We start from the raw sequence: 21,259 nt of genomic DNA, 5'->3' as shown, positions 1-21,259 counted from the left end.
TCCAGAAAACCCTGGTATTTCGCTTTCGGCAAGCATTTCGTTTTCCCAGGAGAAATACCATAGTGCGGTGCACAATTTTGCCCTTGCCAGCGGGGAGCGCTCGAAAATGATGGACTTATTGTGCGATGCACAAATGAAAGTCTGAAAAAGAGGACCCCATGCGAAAACGAAACTCACTCACCCAAATTTTAGGAGCAACCTTCCTCCTTCTTATTTTTTTAACAGAATCCTATGGAAAGATCAGTTCTGCAGGTCTTTCTGTTCGAAATGAGTCTTCCAAAAGGAAATTGGAGGTCTACATTGCCAAACATAGGCCAAACCTTACTTCTAAGGAAAGACGAGAATTGGTTTCTGCAATGGAAAATGCAGCGCTAAACCTTAAGTTTCCCGTGGGTAACAAAATGGAACGTTATGACAAATTGGGATTTTTGGTAGGCCTTGTGCAGACCGAATCGCAGTTCCACAAAAGAGCAAAGTCACATAAAGGAGCGCTGGGCCTCATGCAAGTAATGCCGGCAACAGCCAAGTGGTTGGCTGAAAAAGAAGGAATTCCTTTTTCTTCTGCTAAGGATTTGTATGATCCTGAAATTAATTTGTACATTGGTGTTCTTTATTTGAATTATTTAATGGAACGTACTGATTCCTTGGATGCCGCTTTGTTATCTTATAATGCAGGGCTTGGAGGTTATAAACGATTTGGAGGCATTCCAGAGTATTCACGATCAGTGTACCGATACTATGAAGAATGGAAATCGATGCCAACTCCAACAGAAAGTCTGATTTCTGAAACCGTTGCGAGTCTTCTTTCTATCTAAATTTTACTTTACATAGTTTTAAAACCGACAAGGCTCTTATCCGTTTTATAAAACAAAAGGATGGGAGCGTATGGATTTAATTCGTAGATACGGTGTGTATCTAGCAGTTGTTATATTGGTCGTGATTGGCCTTATCTTCTTTTTATTTAAGGATAATGTTGGATCGGATCAAGATGCTAGAGAGAAAGCCAGACAAGAAAGGATGGCTAGTAACTCTGATCCAACGCAAGGTGATGACGGTTCAGGAAGTGGATCGGATGGATCCAGTGGGGTTCCTGACGATGGTGCCACTCCAGAATATATTTTAGAAAAGTATTTAGAATGGGCTGAATACCCTCCTTTTTCAAGACCTATGTCCATTCTCAATCATGATCTGGCTTTCCCATTCATCATTGAAACTTCACCTGATTATTCTATTGATCCAAAAACGAACGAACCAACCGGTTATGTATGTTTATTCCAACCGAAAACTTGGGCAGTCATTGGTAACAAAGACATGATGTATGTAACGTTAGAATGTCGTGACAAAGCAAGAAACCGAGTAAAGGTATCCATTGATTCTCACCAAGTTTTTAAAGAATGGGAGGGACAAAGGTATGGAGTTGTCAGTGCCTCTGTCAATGATAGCGGAACCGATGGAGACCAAACCAGGGGAGATAATATTTTTACTTTCTCATGGAAACCGCAAAAAGCTGATTGGGGACAAATGTCACTTGTTGCTGAAATTACCTATGGCCCAGAGAATCTAAAAACAACACTTACTTCTAGTTTCTTTTCTAGTCCATCCATCCCGGCAGAATTTAACGGGGTATTTTCTGACTCATTACAAGACGGGTCTCTTATTGTTCGTGCAGTGGTAAATGTTTATAAAAAAGGGAAATACCATTTAGAGGCAAATTTAAAGGATGAAAAAAATGGGGAATACATCGCCTATGCTGTGTATGACGGTGATTTAGTTTCTGGTTCCAATGAAGTAGAATTTACTTTTTTTGGAAAGATACTTCGTGATAAAGACTTAGATGGTCCTTATTTGGCGACTTCTTTTCGTGGGCATCGGGTGAATTTACCGATTGATCCCGAATGGTTTAACCAAGGGGCAGAAGGACTTAGAAAAATCCAAGCCGCAAAAACAACAGAACCAGACCGTGAACTTGTTGTTCCTTATAAGGATGAATATAAAACAAAATATTATAAAGTGGAATCCTTTTCCAATGCAGCTTGGGATTCGGCAGACAAACAAAATCGTATTCGGCAAATCAAATCATTACTATAAACTATGTTAGAAAAAACTATTAAATTTACCAGGAAGAGACCATTTTTAAGTCTCTTTCTACTTTTCATTCTCACTCTTCCAGTCACATTACATCTTTTGTTTTGGGGACTGGTATCTTTGAAAGCTCCACGTTACAGCGGAGAAATTATTTCAAATAAACTAACTTCTACTGTCACTGTGACCCGCGATGAAGCAGGGATCCCGCATATTGTGGGTGGAGACGCAAAGTCCGCTTATTTTGCGTTAGGTTATACGATGGCACAGGATCGTATTTTTCAGATGGAATTACAAAGGCGGATTGGGAAAGGAGAACTCACTGAAATTTTTGGTGATAAACTCATTCCAACCGATCAGTTTTTGAAATCACTACTTTTGAAAAAAACAGCGGAAGAGTATGTAAGCCAAAAAGAACATATTTATCCTGAAGCATGGAACCAATTGGACTGGTTTTTGGAGGGAGTGAACCATTTTCTTTCTGAAGATAATTTACCAATTGAATATACGATTCTTGGGATCAAACCGAAACCTTTTGATCGGGTGGATGCCATTTCCTTTTTATTTTATATGGGATTTTCTTTTGCGGAAGGGATCAAATCGGACAGTTTGTACACCATTATGGAGTCAGAACTAAAGGGTAGGTCTGCAAATGAACTTTTCCCTCGTTATGATTTTGAAACTAATGCTACCATTTTGGAAACACAGCCAGGTGTACAAAGGTTAGCTGATGCCGGAAATTCCCAAAAAAATAATGTTAAACAAACAGAGAAATTCGATTTAAACCGAATCGCAATTCAAAGTTCTAAACTTAAATCTGAGAACAAAATCAACACCAAAGAAAATGAGGTTCTTAATTTAAAACAACTAGTTGCTTTTGTGAACCAATTACAACTTCCCATTGAACCTTTGGAAGGTAGTAATTCCTGGCTTGTGGCACCTAACCGTTCCGAAAGTGGTGGAGCAGTTCTTGCCAATGACCCACATATCGCTCTCTCCAATCCTGGAGCTTGGTATGAAGCATACATTGAATTCCCAGGATATGAAAATTATGGATACTTCTTATCTATCATTCCTTTCCCATTGATTGCACATAATAGAGATAAGGCATGGGGACTTACCATGTTAGAACAGGATGATGTAAATTTGTATTTGGAAACCATCGAGGGTGGGAAATTCAAATCCGGAAATACTTGGAAAGATTTAACATATTATCGAGATCCCATTCGTAAAAAAGATGGCACCGAAATTCCTTTTGAAGTAGGGATTACAAACCACGGTCCACTCATTACAGAACATATAAAAGGATTTAAGGGTAGGCCAGTGAGTTTGTATTGGGCTCACCACCACTTACCAAATCCACTCCTTGAAGTTCTTTTTCAAATGGGAAAATCAAAATCATTTGCCGAACTTGATTCTGCTTCTTCGATGATTGGGGCGCCTGGGCTTAATTTTAGTTATGCGGATAAAAATGGAAACATTGCTTATTACGCAGTAGGAAGATTCCCTATTTTAAAATCAGGGAATTCGCGTAAAATTTTAGAAGGTTCTACGGGTGAAAACGATGTCATTGGTTATGTTCCGGTAAAAGACAATCCAAAGATCATCAATCCAAAAAATGGAATCATTGTTACTGCAAATAACCAAGTGACAAATAAGTCTCTTCCAGGACTTGGAAAACCAGAAGGGAACTGGCAACCTCCTGACCGTTTTCAAAGGTTAGTTGGAATTTTGGAAACAAAAGAGAAGTGGAGTTTGGAAGACCTGGCAGCAATCCAGAATGATACGGTTTCTTCCTTTGCACCAGAGTATTTGGAACTTGTTTTATCGTCGGTTGCAGATGCAAAAACTCCCAACGGAAAAAAAGTTTTAGGAATTCTAAAAAAATGGAATTTTGAACATTTTCCTGAATCACAAGGTGCAGCCGTTTACGATGTGTTTTTTTATATCACTCTTCGTGAATTGTTAATCGATGAGATGGGTCCCGCCAATTTTGAGTTATATGGTGATATGGCTGAATATTGGAACGCGTATCGCCGTTTTGTAAGGAATCCAAGTTCTCCTTATTGGGATGATTTACGTACGGAAGGGGTCATTGAAACAAGAGCGGATATCCTCAAAAGGTCGATTGAGGAGACAGGTAAGTATTTAGAATCCCATTTATCAGCATCTCCCAGTCTTTGGACTTGGAAAAACTTATATAAAATCAAACATCCTCATCCGCTTGGCGTATTGCCTGTGATAGGTGGTATTTTTGATATTGGACCTCTTCCTTCTGCCGGTGGTGCCGAAGTGGTTAACAATTTAAAATACAAACTGATGAAAGAAGATTGGACGGCTACCGCAGGTCCTTCCAAGAGACGAGTCATTGACTATGGTCGTTTTGAAGAGTCAGTGACCCAACTACCGATTGGAAATAGCGGAAATCTTGCCAGCCCCTTTTATGGGAACTTAGTAGATGATTATATTAACGGAGTCCATAGGAAAATCTTGTATTCGAAAGAACAAGTGGGTCCAGGAAAGTTCCGATTGGAATTCCGACCTCAGTAAATTCTAATAAAAATTCCCCACAAGGCCTGTGGGGGATTCAGTTTTTCTACAACCTAAGATTCATTTCTGGCCGATCTTTAAACCAGATGTTTCGTTCCTTTTTCCTTTTTATTTTTTTGGTTACGGCAACTTTGGCCCAATCATCATCCGATCGGTTGGCCTTTGCATTTCGAAGCCAAGCTTCCCTCGATCCACTTAGAATGATTGTTGTGGGGGAGGTTGTGGGAATTGAAAAGGCCAGTTACTATGAAGTGGATACACTTTCACAGGAATTGGAAGTGGACACAAGACCAGATACTGTGACAATCAAGGTAGGGGACCCAAAAGGAATTCGGGTGGGCCAAACCTTGTATTTAATAGAAAAGAACCAAGACCACAAAACATTTCGTGATGGAAACATTGTGGGAATGATCACTGTTAAATCTGTTTACCAAACTACTTTTTTTGGATGGCAAGTTCGTGGGGAAGGGTATTTGCGCCTTATTGAAGACAGGCCAGTCACAGCCGCTAGATTACTTGATACTACAAAATACGATGAAGCTTTTATGGCTAAAAAGAAAGGTGACCATTATTTTGCCAAAGGGCAAATGGACGAAGCCTTACGAATGTATAAACATTCAGTTTCTCTGGATCCAGGATCACCTGATTCCCATTATGCGCTGGGAAAAGCTCATTGGAAAGATGGGGAGGGATATGTATCAACAGCATTTGAATATTCAATGGCTTGGAAAAATAGAGAGCGGTTTTCGAATCCCCAAGAGAAACTTTTATTCCTAGTAGATTATTTGCGATTTTTAACTTTTTATTTTAAAGTAGAAGGAAAAGAAAATAAAAAACAATTAGACCTAATGCCTTTGGTCGCTAAAGAAGCACGAAATCTTTATCCAAAAAATTATGAAGTTTGGTTGTATAGTTTTGAAACTTCTTTTTTAAATCTTTTATATTCAAATATGGCTGATGTTGGGGTAGACGGCCGTAAAAAAAGAGAGGAGTGGTCTGATAGGTCAGAAGAATATTTGCAGAAAGCCTACTCAATTAGAAAATCAGATTATTACCTTCATAAACTAGCTTGCGAATTCTATAATATAAAATGGAAGGAAACTCGTGGTTCAGTCAAAGAAACGGATTATCGTAATAAATTAATTGAACACGGAAAGTTGTTACGTCTTTACTATACTGGTGAAACCACTTTGTCAGAAGATCTTTTGAATGCAATTAGACTAGCTGAAAAACAGCCATGATCACTCTGATAGAATTTTCATACTCTTTTCGAATAAATACGTTTCCAAATGCAACATATCATCTGGGGCCGAACTGAAATAGTTTACCCCAAGGTGATAATGATCTCCCTTATCTAAAAATCGAATGATTTCACCACGAATGATCATGGTTCGTTCCTTGTTTAGAGGTATAAACATTTTGATGATATTGTGGCGTTTCAAATATTGAAACAGGCGTTTGTCATATATTTCAAATAGAAGTCCATCAAGAGAAATATCCACAACTTTTGTCGTGGACTGCATGGTCTCGTAACTGCCATGTTGAATAGCAATTTTTGTGAATACATAACTTATGATTTCAGCTAGTTCAAAAATATATACGGCTTGGTTGTTGGAGATGGTAAATCGTTCCATCGCTGTGGAATGTACTTTGATAAATCCGACAACATCTTCATACAATCGAATCGGTGTAATTACATAGGAAACGTAAAAATTGCGAGACTCATGTTTACGCATAGATTCAAAAAAATCCAATGCGAATTCTTCTCCGAACTCCTTCGTCATTTCTTTATGTTCATTAAAATAATTAAAAAGAACATCATTGCCTGGATCATTGATATAAGAAGTGATTCGATTACAATCTGAAATATAAATTGTTTTTCCAGTTCTTAGAATGGTTTTTTTAATGAAGTCATCATATTCGTTTAGTTTTTCATCTGGTTGAAAAAAATGAATTTCATAATCTTTGGAAATTCGTTCGATTGCCTCAGTTAACATAACATTGATGAGTTTACTATCGGGCCTGTCTTTTCGGACTTCTTTCATTAGGTGAGGAAATCGACTTTCGGCATATAGGTTTTTACCCACTTCTCTCGAACCACCAGTTAAACTTCTAAATAGAATGATAAAATTCATAAACAAATCATCTACTGGAATCCGTTTATTGGTTCTGAGTTGGTAGGACTGTAACTCCGTAGGAGTTTTGATCACTGTTTTGTCTTTTTGGATATCTAGGATCACTACCTCAAATTGGTAATTGATGTTCATCACCTCAAAACGAACTCGTGCCCGCCTGGAACCTTGTTCCACCAGATCGGGAATCATTAAAGTGACTGTGTGGGCTTCAATTTCTTCTACGGCAGCTACAATTATTTCTTCTTCATATATAAATTCAAATTCTCTATTATCGGCCTTTAGGTAATAAAAGAGATGTTTAACGATATTGACATCGGATCCTATGATGGTTTCTTCAAATAACGATTCTAGAATCGTTATGAGTTCTTGCATCGAATCGGTTCTGCCAATTGCCATACTAAAATTATCGATTTTCTAAGGGTCAAAATCGATTTTCTAACGAGGAAAATATGCAAGGAAACGACAGAATTCGCCGAAATGGGAAGTATATGGAACTAACTCTCCCAAAACAAGTCAATCCTGAACTTTTACCAATGATCCGCCAAGGGCTTCTCAGTCCGGAGAAATTAGCCATCCTAACCGAATTACATTCACTTGTAGAAAGATTTGCCGGTTGTTTGTATACAGATGAGGAAAGCCAAAAGAAAATTTTGGAACGGACAGGATCTTTGCCTGATCTCATTACTTGGGGTGATTATTTCCAAACCGAAGTGGCGTCGCGTTATTTTTTAGAGTCAGAAGATTCTCTGCGACGAATTGTCGATACCATTCGTTTTGACCTTATCTCCGCCCATTTGATCTTTAGCGGAAAACCAGACCATTATAAAGATAAAATAAGGGCGGAAGTTTTGGTAAGTAAAGGAATCGATTCTGCACTTCCTAAAGAGAATTTAGAGTCCCAACACCTAGAAATTTTACTCAACTACTTTGAAAATATGGAGATTGGAAAGAAACCTTTATCTTTACAAGATAAAGCCTGGTACGAATCCTTTCAGATAGATGAAATCGCGATTTGAATCCAAAGAGTATGAATTCCTAGAAGTTGAATCCCGTGAAACAGAAGATGGAAAGATTGTTTCCATCTTCCTAAACAATCCTAGTTCCCGCAATTCCATGACATGGAAAATGGGGGAAGAATTTGCCGACCTTATCCATTCCATTAAAAAAGAAAAAGTCCTACCTCGGGCAGTAATCATTTCCGGTCGAAATGATGTTTTCTGTGCAGGTGGCGATTTAAATTTATTACGATCGTTTTCTGAAAAATCATTCTCGCAAAACAGACGTGATATGAGGAAATTCTATGGTTTCTTTTTATCAGTTCGTAAGTTACCAGTACCTGTGATTGCAGCAGTCAATGGACATGCAATTGGAGCAGGTCTTTCGTTAACCTTTGGATGTGATTTGCGCATTTTTGCTGATGAAGGAAAGTATTCTTTTAATTTTGTAAGACTTGGAATCCATCCTGGTATGGGTTCAAGTTATCTATCTCCAGAACTCCTTGGAAAAAGTCTAGGGGGAAGGTTATTACTTACCGGGGAAACTTTTGATGGTAAATTTGCCAAATCTTGTGGCCTCGCGCTGGATAGTGTTCCCAAAACAGAAGTATATGCACGCGCAATGGAGTTAGCATTATCGTTGTCAAAGGCTGCACCGCTCGCCTTACAAGAGTTAAAGAAGAATTTATACTCCTGGAAACACTTAGACTCGGCCTTAAAAAAAGAAGCAGAATCTCAAGCGCGGAACTTTATTTCGGACGACTTTAAAGAGACGATCAAAAGTATCTTAGAAAAGCGGGATCCCAAGTTTACCGGCAAATAAAAAATTTAGAAGGTTTCTAAATTATGGCTCGACAAGGATTTTTTAAGAGGTTACATCGAAGCTGAATGGCGGATCTTCCACTCAATCCTGATTGTTTTGCTTGTGATTATAAAAATCACAATGTCCTTCACTGTGCGGCGCATGAGACTATAGAAAGAATCAATGCTGGTAAAGACTTCACTGTATTTCCTCGAGGCAAACATCTTGTTTCCTCAGGGGAAAAGGCTCTTGGTTTTTTCTTCATCAAATCTGGTCTTGTGAGAAGTTATGTCCAACTTGCTAGTGGTAAGGAACAAACCTTACGTCTCAGTGGGCCTGGGGATTGGGTTGGATTTCGAGATTGTATTTCTGATTCTGTTTCCCACCACAACGTTGTTGCTGTAGAAGATACTCATGCGTGTTACATCACAGGTGATCTTATCGATGCACTTGTGAAAGATGACATCAACTTCCAGAAGGAAGTTTTTAAACAAATGGCAAAGGAATGGCAGGAGATGGAGGAACATGTTGTTTCTCTTGGAACCAAACAAGTCCACGAAAAATTAGCAGAAATACTCATCGTCTTAGACAATGCCCAAGGCCGAAAGAACCAAGTGGAACTCAAAGTGACTCGTGATGTCCTTGCCACATTTATCGGAACAAAAACAGAAACTTTAGTTCGCGCACTTTCTGATTTAAAGGCCAGAGAATTCATTTCTGTTGACAAAAACCGGATCGACATTCTGAACAGAGCAGCTCTGTATTCACTTTCAAAAATCGCATAATTTTTTCTCATAAACTATTAAGCCAGAACCTCGGAATTCCGATGGTAGAAATGATTGATAATCAAGGTAAGGTCTGTTGCCTGATTTTACCTTAAAATCACTCCCGGGGGGACTTTCCGAAAGGATTCCCCCTTTTTTTATTTCCCTTGTTTCTTTCCAAGCCATCTAAAATCTGGAGGTTACATGTCTAGAAATCGAGGCCAGAGTCCTAGTTTATTTGGGAATCCCATCCTTCATCCCCTGAATGTAATTCTCATCATCAATTGTCTTATTTTTTTTCTGCAATACTTTGCAAACCAACAGTTAATCTATCGATTTGGATTAACACCTGATTTTGTGTTAGGTGGAGCAGTTTGGCAAGTTTTTACTTATGGTTTTTTACATGCTGTAGATCTAATTCCTTTTCACTTACTGGTGAATATGTATGGGATGTATATGTTGGGTTCCAACATCATTCCCATCATTGGAAAAACAAAATTTACCATTTTGTATTTTGCCTCACAAATTGGTGCGGGAATTTTTGTGGTTCTTTCTGCTTATTTGAATACAATGTTAGGTGGTAATATTCCATTTTTGGAATCCATGACCACACAAACCATTGGTGCCTCTGGGGCTCTTTTTGGATTGCTCGCTTTATTTGGTATTTTTTATCCTAATGCCGAACTCCTATTATTTATTTTTCCAGTTAAAGCTAAAAATGCAGTTTGGGTATCCCTTGTGATTGGATATTTAATTTCCCAACTGGGAAATGCAGCCATCTCCAATACCTGTCATTTGGGTGGTGCACTTACTGCGCTCATCCTCTATAAAATTTTCCAAAAACAAATCAAACCGGGTAGTTTGCCTTACATTCCAGGACTAGAATGGGAAGCTCCACGAGAGACTAAAATCCAACAGAAGGCCAAACCGGCTGTTGTTGAGGATCTTTTCCAAGACCAAAAAAAAATCAACGAATCTGTATTGAAACAGATTGATTCTAAGAAAGATAAGGATTCGGTAATAAATTATTTACAAGGAATCCAAGTGGCAAACGCCAATATTTGTCCTCCATCTACGTATAACACCGAGGATCCGATCTGCTTACGTTGTGAATGGTTAGCAAATTGTGCACTTCGTAAGGCAAAAGAATAATTTTTCGTCTAATTTCTTGACAGTCTCTTGAGATGGGGATAATGAAAACATGCCTGTAGAAAAGAAATCCTCTGTAGAAGAGGTTCTCAAACGCGAAAAATTAGCAAAAGAATTCGAAAAAGAAAAACGTAGTTCCGAACAAAAAGCGATCGAACAAGCGGCAGCGAAATTGTCTTCGCAGAGCCAAGAAACAACAGATACGGTCAAAACTTCCAAATTCATTACGAATATCGATATAGTTTTTTCACAGGCTAAAACGGACCTCCGTTTCTATTTTTTGAACGACGGAACATATGCAGATGATTTTAAGAGAATGTTCCTTGAGAATGAATCTATCTTCAAACGTTATGGAATCACAAGCCAAAAGTACCTAGAATACATTCGAGAGTCCTTTGACCGTTATAAAAAAATTCATGATATGATGCCTTTGGATCCGATGAAACCAAAACATTTTAAATATGTGGAAGATTCCATCTCGGAACTCGTGCGTATGTTCAACCAACGATTCGGTAAATAAGAGAAAAAGCGCCTACGGGCTTTAAAAAATTGGGATTTCCCTAAAAAAACTGAAAAGGATTTTGGTTACAGTTGTTTCTCTCTTTAGAGGGACTTCTTTGCAAGAATATTGGAAACGCATTCTTATTTTTACGGTAATTGCCTTAGTTTATTTTTTCTGGGTTTTCGTAGGGTATGATTTGGCAGGGGTCTTTAGCCTCGCGTCTTAAAGTTCCCTCACATTCTCTCTTGACACCTGGGTTTTCTAACAAACATGCTAGGAATATGGTGGAATCAAGAAAGACATCCGAGACAGACATCCGACTCGACCTCAATGTCCGAGGCACAGGGGTCTATCAGTTTGATACAGAAATCCCTTTTTTTGAGCATATGCTCTCTCATATCTCCAAACATGGACTCATCGATATGGATCTAAAACTCCGTGGGGATATTGGTATCGATTGCCACCACTCGGTGGAAGACACCGCCATCCTCATGGGCCAAATGATCCACACTCAGCTAGGTGACAAAAAGGGAATTTTTCGTTATGGTCATTTCACTTTGCCAATGGACGAAGTTCTAACCACCGTAGCCGTGGATTTAGGTGGACGTTTTTATTTTAAATACACCGGGCCTCCTATGGACGGAAAATTTGGAATTTATGATGCAGAACTTACCCTTGAGTTTCTTCAAAAATTTGCCCTCAATGCGAAAATGAATTTGCATGTGGTCGTTCACTACGGTGAAAATCGCCACCACATCCATGAATCTATATTTAAAGGCCTTGGTAAGGCTCTACGGCAAGCGCTTGCTATTGATACACTGGCAAAGGATCAAATCCCTTCTACAAAAGGAATGTTGGAGTGATTGCAGTTTTAGATTTTGGAATGGGGAATATCCATTCCCTACTAAAAGCAGTTTCCCTTTATACAAATGATTTTAAATTCACAAGTGATATAGAAACAGTAAAAAAAGCAGATAAAATTATTCTGCCTGGTGATGGACATTTTGATAAAGCGATGCAGAACTTAGAAGAAGCTGGATTTTCATCTGTATTAAAAGATCATGTTGCGGCCAACAAACCTTTGTTTGGGATTTGTATCGGCTATCAAGTGTTATTTGAAGATTCAGATGAAACGTCGAAAGTAGGAACCACCATTCCTGGTTTAGGGCTTATTCGTGGTAAAATTAGAAAGTTTGAAGGCAAACAAAACTTAAAAGTTCCCCATATGGGTTGGAACAAACTATTCGATATCAAAGCAAAAAATACAAAATTGCTGAAAGGGATTCCGAACGAATCCTTTATGTATTTTATCCATTCCTATAGACCTGTTGGTGTAGACAGGTTGGACATCACAGCTAACTGCCATTATTATGGAGAATCCTTTCCTGCTGTAGTAGAAAAAGAAGCTATATTTGGAACTCAGTTTCATCCTGAAAAATCAGATAAAACAGGTCTTGGAATCCTGAAAAATTTTATAGAACTTTAATATGTTAGTATTACCTGCTATTGATCTTTTAGATAACGAAGCTGTCCGTTTACTCCAAGGGGATTATTCTAAAAAAACAGTTTATTCTTCTGAACCAGAAAAAATGATCCAAGTTTTTGAAGAACAAGGTGCCACTCTCATCCATATTGTGGATTTAAACGCTGCGAAAACCGGGAAATCAGAAAACGAGAAAGCCATCCGTAAAATCAAAGCTAACTGCTCCGTAGAATTAGAGCTAGGCGGTGGAATCCGTTCTTTGGAGAATATGAAATTTTATGATGGGCTTGGAGTTTCTAGGTTTATTTTAGGAACTGTGGCCGTGGAAGATCCGTCAGTGGTAGAGTTAGGTTTAAAAACCTACGGCCCAAACCGTATTGTGATTGGTGTGGATGCCAAAGATGGATTGGTTCGCACGAAAGGTTGGGAAACTAACTCTGGTATCAAATACACAGATTTTTTAAAAAAAATGTATGTTATGGGAATCAGGCATGTGATTTTTACTGATATTTCGAAAGATGGAATGATGGCAGGACCTAATACTGCGGTGTATTTAGAGTTGTTATCACAATTTCCTGATTTGCAACTTGTGGCTTCGGGAGGAGTATCCTCTATCGATGATTTGGTGAATTTATATGAGGTTTCCCAAGGGAAACTTTTTGGTGCCATCACGGGAAAAGCCATTTATGAAGGAAAATTAGACCTAAAAGAAAGTATCAGGATTCTAAGTAAGAAGAGGAATGAAAATTGATGAATCGTAAGAATTTAGCATTAGCAGGGGTGATTGGTGGAGCCATAGGACTCATCGTCTCTTTCCTATTGGCAATTGAATATTTTGGAATTGGAACTGAAAATGTTGCTAGTTCTGCCTGTTCTGCGTTAGGCGGTGGTGACTCCTGCTTAAAAGTTGCAGAGAGTTCTTATTCGGCGATTCCTGGAGTTCCTTTTTTAGGAAATGTTCCGATCGCCTTACTTGGATTTGGTTTCTACGGACTAATTACATATTCTTTCTTTTTGGTAACTAGAGCTAAAACGAATGAAGAAGTTTCTAATTTTATTTCTCTTTTGTTTCCTATTCTGGTTTTAGGACTGATTTTTGATTTTGTACTTTTTGGGATTTCTGTAGGTATTATCGGAACCATTTGCCAACTTTGTTTCATCACTTACATCGTTACCATTGCTCTCCTAGGGATTTTGTTTTTACTTTGGAAAACTGAAGGTAAACCAACCTTGAATTTCCCTGTTGCCATCAAAGATGGAATAACAACGGCAGCTCTGGTATATTTTTTCAGTTTTTCTCTTGGGTTTGCCACAAGCAAAATGTGGGTGAGTGGGTCTAATTCCAATACGCTAGCCACTTCAAGAGGAATGGATTCGGCAGAAATCCAATCAAAAATTGCGGCTTATTTCCAAGAGCCAACACTCGGAATCAAAGTGGAAGGTTATCCTTTTATTGGTAAAAAAGATGCACCGATCACTATTGTAAAATATGCAGATTATAATTGTGGGCATTGTATGCACACAAGTCATATCTTACATACGGTTCTTTCCGAATATGATGGAATGGTTCGTGTAGTTTATAAAAACTTTCCACTAGACGGAACTTGTAACCGTCTTATGCAACAACCAAGGCCAGGGGCAACCTCTTGTGTTGCAGCCATTGCAGCCATTTGTGCAGATAAACAAGGAAAGTTTGAGCCGATGTATCGTGGTTTATATGATAACTTGGAAAAGGGTGTTGCTCACTCAGGATCTAGTGTTGTCAATTTAGCTAATTCTATTGGCCTCAATGTCAATTCATTGAAAGCATGTATGGCTTCTAAAGAAGCACAAAATCAATTGAATGCGGAGATTGATGAAGCCGAGAAGTTAAATATCCAATCGACTCCTTCTCTTTATGTGAATGATAGAAAAATCGAAAGTGGAACACCCAATCCAGCTTTTCTAAAATCACTTCTCGAACAAATCATTCAAAAAATGTAATTTAATTTGGCACCTATTTAGACTTAGGTGCCAAACGAATCGGTCCTTCTTGTAATAGAGAAGGATCTCCCACTCGGTCTAACTCCCAGGAATTTAAAACATTTTGATCTTTTGTATGTAAGGCTGGCCTGAGGCTCAGAACTGAATTCCCTTTTTTATACAATGACCTTCTTCCATAGAACCAACCACCTGTTTCTTCCGTGTGTGTATTCTTTCCATAAACACCGCCCATTTCAAAACTTTGTTTTAGGTCACTTGCCAATTTAGAAAACATCATTGGGTCCATCGAAATTCCATGATCGGGGCCTTCTAAATTTCGATCCAAAGTAAAGTGTTTTTCAAAAACCACGGCACCCAAACCACAAGCCAAAGAAGATGCCAATGTTCCATCCGAATGGTCACTAAAACCAACAACATAATCAGTGGTATCCAAATAATAAGGAATGGATCTAAGGTTTACCTTATTTAATGGTGTGGGGTACATAGAAACACAATGGAGTAGACAAACTTCTGTTTGGTTAGTTTGAAAAAGAGAAATGGCTCTTGTCACTTCTTCTGGCAATGCAGCACCAGTGGAAACAATCAAAGGTTTCCCGGATTGGATTGATTTTTTTAATAAAGGCAAATTAACTATATCGCCAGAAGCGATTTTTAATACAGGTACATTTAATCCACATAACAAATCAACTGCGGATTCACAAAGTGGTGTAGAAAAAAAATCAAGTCCTAGGTCTAAGGAAGTTTTTTGAAATTCCTTATGATGTGATTCGTTCAATTCATATTGTTTGAAAATATCAAAAAGAAATTTTACGTCAGGGTTTGTCGAATCAATGAACTCTTCTGTCCTATAGGTTTGGAATTTGACCGCATGCGCTCCAGATTCTTTTGCTTTGGCAATAGTTCGTTTGCCAATTTCTAAATCAGAATTATGGTTTAGTCCAATTTCAGCAACTAAATACGGTTCTGATTTTCTTGTAAGAGTTTTTGATCCAATTTTAAAATCCAATTGTTCCCTTCTTTAGATCATTGTCGGCAAATTAAGAAAATCCTAAAATTTTTCCTAATTGGAAAATGAGAAAGGAAGAACAAATGGCAAGTGTTGTCATATACAAAAACTGCACAATCGGCCAAAAAATGGTTCCGGTTTCTTTTTTGGTTACAGCGAGTGTGGACATACATTGACTGGCAAAGGCAAAAAATACAAGGAGTGATAATCCAGAGAGTGGTGTCCAAACGAGGCTTCCATCAGCCCTTGTTTCGGTGCGAAGTGTAGATCGTAGGGATTCTCCTTCCTCGTTTTCCTCTGATCCATATAGCACTGCTAAGGTGGAAACCATCACTTCTCTTGCGGCAAAAGATGTTAAAATGGAGATTCCAATTTTCCAATCGAAACCAAGCGGTTGGATCGCAGGTTCCATTCCCTTACCAATGGTACCTATATATGATGTTTCAATGGGACTTGTTTTCCATTCGTTGTTTTTGTAATCTGCGGGGAAGTGACTTAGAAACCAAAGCAAAACAGATATGTACAAAATGATCTGCCCTGCGGTTGATAAAAACGATTTTACCTTTGCATAAACTGTATGAAATAAACTTTTTAAAGAAGGAAGATTGTATCTGGGAAGTTCCATTACAAAATAGGAAGCATCTTCTTTAAAAACAGTTTTGCGGAAGAGAAGGGCAAACCCGAAACTAACAATCATACCAAGAGAAAACATAGAGAAAAGAACAAACCCTTGGATATTAAATATTCCCAAAACAGGTGGAAAACTAAAAACAGTTCCCACAATTAAAATGTATACAGGATATCTAGCAGAACACATAATAAGTGGGGATACCATAATTGTTGTAAAACGGTCTGATTTGTTTTCTATGGTTCTTGTTCCAAGGATCGCCGGAACGGCACAAGCGGCAGAAGAAAGTAAAGGAATAAAAGACTTTCCGGATAGTCCAAATTTTCCCATCACTCGGTCCATTAAGAAACTAGCACGCGCTAAATAACCAGATTCTTCTAAAATTCCTATGAATAGGAATAAAAGTGCAATCTGAGGAATAAATACGATAACACTTCCCACACCACCAATAATCCCTTCTGAAATTAAAGATTTTAAAAGTCCATCGTCTAAGAAACCATCAACAAATGATTGTAAGTTTGTGATCCCGGATTCAATTAAATCCATTGGTAATTCGGCAAAACTAAATAAACTTTGAAATAGAAGTCCCATCAAAAGGAAAAAACAAACAAAACCAAGGACTGGGTGTAATAAAACTCGATCTAATTTTTCTTCCCAACTGCCGGGAATGGATTTTGGGTAGGTGATAACACTTGCCAAAACTTTTTTAATAAAAAAGGAGCGATGGATCATTTCTTCTTCGTAGTAAAAATGAAAACCTTTTCCTTCTACAGTTGATTGTAACCAGTTTTGAGTTTCTTCTGGAAACTTTGTGAAATAACGTTTGTCACTTAAGTGAGGGTCCTTATTGATAAACTTGAGCGATTGTGATAAAAAGAATTCTGCTTCATTTGTATTGATGCCTAGCTTTTGTTTTGCGGTAGACAAAAAAATTTCTTCTTTTGATCCCCAAGTCCATAATCGAGGGCGTTTCTGAAAACTATTTGGATTTTTTAGAATCTCTTTTAAGTTTTCAATCCCCTCACCAGATTTTGCATTAACCAAAACAAATTGGAGTCCAATGGATTTTTTTAAATTTTCTAAATCCAATTGAATTCTTTTTTTCTCCAACACATCTTTCATAGTTAAAACTACAAGTGTTGGAACACCCATATCAATAATTTGAAGTAAAAACTGAAGACCACGTTCTAAATTCAACGCATCTAAAACATAAATTACTTGTTCTTCTGGTTTTCTTGAAAGTAATACTTCATAAGCAATTTTTTTATCTTCCGCAACTCCTCCAAGACCGTATGTGCCTGGTAAGTCGGTGATAGTCCAGTCAACGTTATCTAAATTTAGAGTTCCTTCTCTTTTTTCGACGGTAACTCCGCTGAAGTTTCCTGTTTTTTGTTTTAGGCCTGTAAGTTGGTTGAATAAAGTTGATTTCCCACAATTAGGATTCCCAACTAAATAAATTCGATTTTCTTTCATGTTTGTTTTAATTTAATCTCTATGGCTTTTCCATCTTGAATTCGTAAAGCTATTGTGGTTCCGTTAAGATCACAAATCATTTTACCCAGTATTGAAGATTTTCCTTTGAGTGTGATTTCTGCACCGGGGAAAAAGCCAAGTTCTAATAACTCGGTTAACATTGGTCTTGGGAGATGTCTTGAATCTAAGGAAACAATCGCTGCTGTTTCTCCGATTTTTAAATCTTGTATTGTCATTATCTTTGGTTTATGAGATTGCAAATTTTTGTGTGTCGCGAAATAAATTGATTTCTGGTGCAATCGACTTTACATACCTATCAAAATATAACATTTGTTTCATGAGAAGGGCAAATTCTCTCGGAATTTTTAATCCATTTTTTTCGGCGATTTCCTTCATCTCGTACATAATTCGATTCACCCTGGATTCGTCAAATATCTCATTATCGGTCAAATGAACATAGACTGATTCTAATTCATTAAAAACAGAATCTAATTCTTTTGCAAGTACAGTAGGATTCACTCCACTATCAGTAGAATCCATTTCTACTAACCCTTTTGCCACTAACGTAGGTTCGCCGATGCCAATTCCTTGGGTAAACAACATAAGTCCTTTCCAAATTTTAGGAGAAATTCTTCCTACAATTCCAAAATCGATAAATCCAATGGTTCCATCTTTTAAAATCATAAGATTTCCTGCATGTACATCGGCATGAAAAAAACCTTGGTTGGATAGAGAAGAAAACCAAATTTCTAAAGCATCACTTAAAATTTTTCTCGGATTGTTTGTGAACTTACGAAGGCCGACTTCATCGGTGATAGGAACTCCATAAAATCTTTCCATAGTCAAAACTTTCTTTGAGGAAAGTGTATGGTATACTCTTGGAACTCTTGCTCTTGATTCTTTCACACGCAAAAGGTAATCTTCAAACTCTTCAATATTTTTTGCTTCTTGTATAAAATCTATTTCTTGTAAGATCGAAGTTTGAAATTCTTCAAACATAGCGGTAAGTCCTGATTTTTTAAATTCAGGAGCAATGATTTCTAATATCTTTGTAAGGATTCTCAAAATCTGCATATCAGTTTTTAACGTTAGGTGAACGTCAGGTCTTTGGACTTTTACAACTACATCCAAACCTTCCTTTGTGACAGCAGCATGGACTTGCGCAATGGAAGCAGAAGCCAGAGGGGTTTCATCAAAACTATGGAACAAAGTTTCGAGTTTACCACCCAATTCTCGTTCGACGGAGGATCGGATGTCCCGAAATGCTACAGGCCGCACTGAATCCAAACAAGCCTGCATTTCCTCAACATACTCTTTGGGAAACAAGGAAGGGGCACTTGCGATGAATTGCCCCAGTTTGATATAGGTGGCTCCCAGGTCAGAGAATGCTTCTCGGAGGGTAATGGCTATTTCTCTATGGTTGGGGTTTCCTTTGGTAAGATGGGCCAGAATCCCAATCGCCCTAGAAGTGAACACAAAACTGGAATGGGCGACTCGTAGGCTCGATTGCCAGCCGAAAGAAACGATTTCAGAAAGAGAATCCATACGTCCTAGTTTGAGACCTAAATCGGGATTGGAAACGAGAAAATCCCCTTCGATCCTGTAAGTGAAATAGAGTTGCAGGAATAGGTCTCAATCAAAAACTTATCAAATCGCAACCATGAGCCAAGAAACTGTCCTGTACCAAGAGTTAGAGAAACTCGATCTCAACGAGATCAAAAAAATCGCAAGCCTTTGGAACATCCAAAAGATCCCAGGAAAGGACAAAAAATCGACTATTTTGGGCCTCATGGAGATTTTCCAGAACGAATTTTACCTAAAAGGGATTCTGGAAAAGTTCACTCCCCTCCAAGTCAATATTCTGACCTCCATATTAAAGAACAAAGGGGTCATGACACTCGGAGAAATTTCGAGAAAGGTCAACATTCCTCCCATTAACGTGGAGATGGAACTGAACGTACTCAGAAAGTACTACCTTCTATACCAAAGAAAGAACCGCGAACGTCTCACTAACAATTTAGATAAATACCATACGTATGATGAATACTTAAAACTCATCAAAGTAGAAACAAATCCTAAAGGTGAAAAGTTTAAATTCTCGATTGAGAAAGCTTTACACAAAGCAACACTAGCGGAACTTCCAGAAGAATGGAAAGAAGCTGTAGGTGCCAAAAAAGGCGAACACATTGAAACATTTTTAAAGAATGCTCTCGAACAAGAGTTCCTTCAAAAGTTAATCGATGGCCTTTCTGATTTTGATAAAGATGTCCTTCACCAAATTTACATTCATGGTGGTGTCATTGAAGCAAATACCATTCGTAATTATATCACGGTAAATCGTGGTAGGTTTGAACAAACCATCCCTCACCTTACATCTCTTTATTTAGTTCGTGATTTATATTACGTTGAAGACAAATTCATTCGAGTGATTGTGATTCCAAAAGAAATTTTGGATTTTTTGCAGTTTTCTCCTATTTTACCTCCTGTAAAAAAAGGAACCCGAGTTCGTCAGGAAAAAATTTCTGCCAATGGTCTCGACTTTTTCTTAAACGTAAAAAAACTCATTTCCTATATTTCGCGTAAAGGTTTGAACCTTGCAAAATCTGGGAAAATCAAACAAGCAGATCACAAAAGAACGGAAACCGAACTTTTATCTCCTGATATAGAAATTTTTCCTGAAAAAAGCCAGGTGTATCAAATTGAACTGATCCTTCCTATCTTAAAACTTTTAGGATATGTAGATATCAAAGGTGAAAACGTAATTCTCATTCAAGAAACTGATGAATTTTTAAAGAAAGACATCTTTGAAATCATGAAGCTTGTGATTCATGAAGTGAATGAGGCAAGAACACGTCGTCTCAATCCAGCAGAAGTGTTTACTGCCACCGAAGTCCCGTTTTACGAAAAAGGTATTTTAGACAAAACAGTAAAACTCATAATGGCACATGGAAAAATCAACTCTTCAGTGATTTTTTCTCATATCATTCGTGACCATTTGGTTTTTTCACCAACATTTCAGATCAAAACTTATGAAGAGGATTTAGCAGACTTACGTAAAGAAATCATTTCTGCTATTTTTTACTTACAACTCTTTGGTCTTATTGAAGTAGAATATCCGCAAAGAAACCTTAGCCTTTCCGAGCTTGGAGCCCACTATTTCAACCATGAACCTCTGGTTACGGTAACAGAAAAAGGTGGAATTACCATCAACCCTGACTTCTCGATCATTGCTTTCCCTGATCGAGTTTCTTTACATGGAATTCATTTATTAAAAGCTTTCTGTGAGTTAAAAGATTACGATAGGGTTTATACTTTTTTACTTACCAAAGATAGTTTCCAATTGGGAATTTTGCTTGGTTATGATAAAGAAACTTTCATTCATTTTTTAAGAGAATCATCGAAGGCGGAACTTGCTCAGAACTTACTCTTCTTATTGGATGATTGGGGTAATAACCTTCCTATCGTTACTATTACAGAAGATTCAGTTCTCCTGAGAACCAAAGACTCTCAGGTGATGGAACTTCTTTTGGGTCAGATCAAAGGCAAAAAATTTGTTTTAGAAGAAGTGAGTCCGACAGGAATCATCATCGAGAAATCGAAGGTGATGGAAGTCATTGCCATTGCAGAAAAATTAAACATGATCATTCGACTGAATCGTTAGTTTAAGAAACTTTTCTGTTTATAATAAAAAAAGACCAACTAAAGTT

19 protein-coding genes are annotated in these 21,259 nt (G+C 37.9%); 14 read left to right on the top strand and 5 right to left on the bottom strand.

Annotated features, from left to right (window positions below):
* The first annotated feature begins 158 nt into the window (after window positions 1–158).
* From EHQ31_RS14090 to EHQ31_RS14075, 4 genes are all read left to right on the top strand, one after another.
* Complete coding sequence (locus tag EHQ31_RS14090; RefSeq protein ID WP_135571224.1) at window positions 159–815, top strand: lytic transglycosylase domain-containing protein; 657 nt, start codon at window positions 159–161, stop codon at window positions 813–815.
* A 70-nt stretch (window positions 816–885) separates the two neighbouring features.
* Window positions 886–2,088, top strand: coding sequence for a hypothetical protein (locus tag EHQ31_RS14085; protein WP_135571222.1), 1,203 nt, complete (start codon window positions 886–888; stop codon window positions 2,086–2,088).
* A gap of 3 nt (window positions 2,089–2,091) precedes the next feature.
* Window positions 2,092–4,632, top strand: a complete 2,541-nt coding sequence (locus tag EHQ31_RS14080; RefSeq protein ID WP_135571220.1) for a penicillin acylase family protein — start codon at window positions 2,092–2,094, stop codon at window positions 4,630–4,632.
* An 86-nt stretch (window positions 4,633–4,718) separates the two neighbouring features.
* Window positions 4,719–5,873: a tetratricopeptide repeat protein gene (locus EHQ31_RS14075; RefSeq protein ID WP_135571218.1), complete on the top strand. Its 1,155-nt coding sequence runs from the start codon at window positions 4,719–4,721 to the stop codon at window positions 5,871–5,873.
* Here the strand turns inward: EHQ31_RS14075 and EHQ31_RS14070 are convergent, their stop codons facing one another.
* Window positions 5,874–7,163 carry a PilZ domain-containing protein gene (locus EHQ31_RS14070; protein WP_135571216.1) on the bottom strand — a complete coding sequence of 430 codons (1,290 nt, stop codon included), beginning with the start codon at window positions 7,161–7,163 and terminating at the stop codon, window positions 5,874–5,876.
* A 92-nt stretch (window positions 7,164–7,255) separates the two neighbouring features.
* On the opposite strand from EHQ31_RS14070, the gene EHQ31_RS14065 reads away from it, so the two are divergent.
* The 9 genes from EHQ31_RS14065 (at window position 7,256) to EHQ31_RS14025 (ending at window position 14,445) form a co-directional block, all read left to right on the top strand.
* Window positions 7,256–7,783 (top strand): hypothetical protein, encoded by a 528-nt coding sequence (locus EHQ31_RS14065; protein ID WP_135571214.1) that lies wholly within the window; start codon window positions 7,256–7,258, stop codon window positions 7,781–7,783.
* Window positions 7,767–8,585, top strand: a complete 819-nt coding sequence (locus EHQ31_RS14060) for an enoyl-CoA hydratase/isomerase family protein (RefSeq protein ID WP_135571212.1) — start codon at window positions 7,767–7,769, stop codon at window positions 8,583–8,585. Before EHQ31_RS14065 ends, EHQ31_RS14060 begins: the two co-directional genes overlap by 17 nt.
* Before the next feature lie 65 nt (window positions 8,586–8,650).
* Window positions 8,651–9,349 (top strand): Crp/Fnr family transcriptional regulator, encoded by a 699-nt coding sequence (locus EHQ31_RS14055; protein WP_135571210.1) that lies wholly within the window; start codon window positions 8,651–8,653, stop codon window positions 9,347–9,349.
* A 183-nt stretch (window positions 9,350–9,532) separates the two neighbouring features.
* Window positions 9,533–10,480: a rhomboid family intramembrane serine protease gene (locus EHQ31_RS14050; RefSeq protein ID WP_135571208.1), complete on the top strand. Its 948-nt coding sequence runs from the start codon at window positions 9,533–9,535 to the stop codon at window positions 10,478–10,480.
* Window positions 10,481–10,529: 49 nt separating this feature from the next.
* Complete coding sequence (locus tag EHQ31_RS14045) at window positions 10,530–10,997, top strand: LIC11177 family protein (protein WP_135571206.1); 468 nt, start codon at window positions 10,530–10,532, stop codon at window positions 10,995–10,997.
* Window positions 10,998–11,260: 263 nt separating this feature from the next.
* Window positions 11,261–11,842: an imidazoleglycerol-phosphate dehydratase HisB gene (gene hisB, locus EHQ31_RS14040; RefSeq protein WP_135571204.1), complete on the top strand. Its 582-nt coding sequence runs from the start codon at window positions 11,261–11,263 to the stop codon at window positions 11,840–11,842.
* Entirely contained in the window at window positions 11,839–12,465 is a 627-nt protein-coding gene (hisH, locus tag EHQ31_RS14035) for an imidazole glycerol phosphate synthase subunit HisH (protein ID WP_135571202.1), read from the top strand. The genes hisB and hisH overlap by 4 nt, the downstream gene beginning before the upstream one ends.
* Before the next feature lies 1 nt (window position 12,466).
* Window positions 12,467–13,213 (top strand): 1-(5-phosphoribosyl)-5-[(5-phosphoribosylamino)methylideneamino]imidazole-4-carboxamide isomerase, encoded by a 747-nt coding sequence (gene hisA, locus EHQ31_RS14030; protein ID WP_135571200.1) that lies wholly within the window; start codon window positions 12,467–12,469, stop codon window positions 13,211–13,213.
* Window positions 13,213–14,445, top strand: a complete 1,233-nt coding sequence (locus EHQ31_RS14025; RefSeq protein WP_135571198.1) for a vitamin K epoxide reductase/DsbA family protein — start codon at window positions 13,213–13,215, stop codon at window positions 14,443–14,445. The genes hisA and EHQ31_RS14025 overlap by 1 nt, the downstream gene beginning before the upstream one ends.
* 13 nt (window positions 14,446–14,458) lie before the next feature.
* Here EHQ31_RS14025 and EHQ31_RS14020 read toward each other — a convergent pair whose 3' ends face one another.
* Genes EHQ31_RS14020 through EHQ31_RS14005 form a run of 4 tightly spaced genes read right to left on the bottom strand, consistent with a single transcriptional unit; the run spans window position 14,459 to window position 19,097 of the window.
* Window positions 14,459–15,451 carry an N-acetylneuraminate synthase family protein gene (locus EHQ31_RS14020; protein WP_135571195.1) on the bottom strand — a complete coding sequence of 331 codons (993 nt, stop codon included), beginning with the start codon at window positions 15,449–15,451 and terminating at the stop codon, window positions 14,459–14,461.
* 31 nt (window positions 15,452–15,482) lie between these two features.
* A complete protein-coding gene (gene feoB / locus EHQ31_RS14015) occupies window positions 15,483–17,552 on the bottom strand; it encodes a ferrous iron transport protein B (RefSeq protein WP_135571193.1) in 2,070 nt (689 codons plus the stop codon).
* A complete protein-coding gene (locus tag EHQ31_RS14010) occupies window positions 17,549–17,788 on the bottom strand; it encodes a FeoA family protein (RefSeq protein WP_135571191.1) in 240 nt (79 codons plus the stop codon). The genes feoB and EHQ31_RS14010 overlap by 4 nt, the downstream gene beginning before the upstream one ends.
* Window positions 17,789–17,798: 10 nt before the next feature.
* The gene (locus EHQ31_RS14005; RefSeq protein ID WP_135571189.1) at window positions 17,799–19,097 is read right to left on the bottom strand and encodes an ABC1 kinase family protein; all 1,299 of its coding nucleotides are present in this window, start codon (window positions 19,095–19,097) and stop codon (window positions 17,799–17,801) included.
* Window positions 19,098–19,212: 115 nt separating this feature from the next.
* Between EHQ31_RS14005 and EHQ31_RS14000 the strand changes: the two genes are divergently transcribed.
* Complete coding sequence (locus tag EHQ31_RS14000; RefSeq protein ID WP_135571187.1) at window positions 19,213–21,213, top strand: helicase; 2,001 nt, start codon at window positions 19,213–19,215, stop codon at window positions 21,211–21,213.
* Window positions 21,214–21,259: the final 46 nt, after the last annotated feature.

It is taken from the genome of Leptospira montravelensis, from assembly GCF_004770045.1.
Classification (GTDB): Bacteria; Spirochaetota; Leptospiria; order Leptospirales; family Leptospiraceae; genus Leptospira_A; species Leptospira_A montravelensis.
This window is presented reverse-complemented; position numbering and strand designations above follow the sequence as displayed.